Source organism: Vibrio sp. 1401 (genome assembly GCF_033340295.1).
The window spans coordinates 1-667 of record NZ_JAWOWF010000421.1; the positions used below are offsets into that span (position 1 = coordinate 1).

1 protein-coding gene and 1 pseudogene are annotated in these 667 nt (G+C 44.8%); both read left to right on the top strand.

What is annotated here, in order from left to right; all coding sequences use genetic code 11:
* A pseudogene (locus R7Z77_RS25995) lies at positions 1–476 on the top strand (MSHA biogenesis protein MshI); the annotation flags it as partial.
* Positions 473–667, top strand: a 195-nt coding sequence (gene gspM / locus R7Z77_RS26000) for a type II secretion system protein GspM (RefSeq protein ID WP_318137131.1), incomplete at its 3' end; no start/stop codon positions are given. The pseudogene R7Z77_RS25995 and the gene gspM, both read left to right, overlap by 4 nt.

Sequence of the window (667 nt, forward strand, 5' to 3'; positions counted from 1 at the left end):
GCTACGTGTCTTGGCAAAGTGAAGGTTTGGAAGATGAAATCGCGATTGTGAAAGGCAAGGGCGATATTCTTAAGTCTGACTTAGATTACTACCAAGTGAAGCTGCGTAAGCATCAGCCTGATCCAAATAAGTTAGCGGCCAAAGCGCGTCTAGAGCGTGAAGTCAAAGCTAAGCGAGACTCCTTGAAAGCGGTGGGCAAGTACGATGATTCGCAACGCACGGGTTACTCAGGTGTGATGCAGTCATTAGCAAAATTGGGCAACCAAGAAATCTCTTTATCCGAAATTCGCATCAACAACAACATCTTGGATTTAAAAGGCTTAGCGAAAGCTCCGAGTTCAGTGCCGAGTTGGGTAAGCCAGTTCAAGAATGAGATCAGTCTTGTTGGGCGAACATTTGACGACGTGAAAATCGGTCGCAATGAGAAAGACATAGTGACGTTTGAGTTGAAAACGCGCGAGGATAAAGAGAAATGAACGAATTCTGGCTCTCATCAGAAGGGCGCTTTGGCGAAATGAGTACGCGTGAAAAAGTGCTCACCGCATTGTGCGGTTTAGTTGTCGTGATCATGTTGCTCTTTACGCTGGTATTGGAGCCAAAGCTTAACGAGATCATCAGTAATGAGAGGCAACTAAGTAATTTAAAGCAAGCCAATCAAAAGATTGAA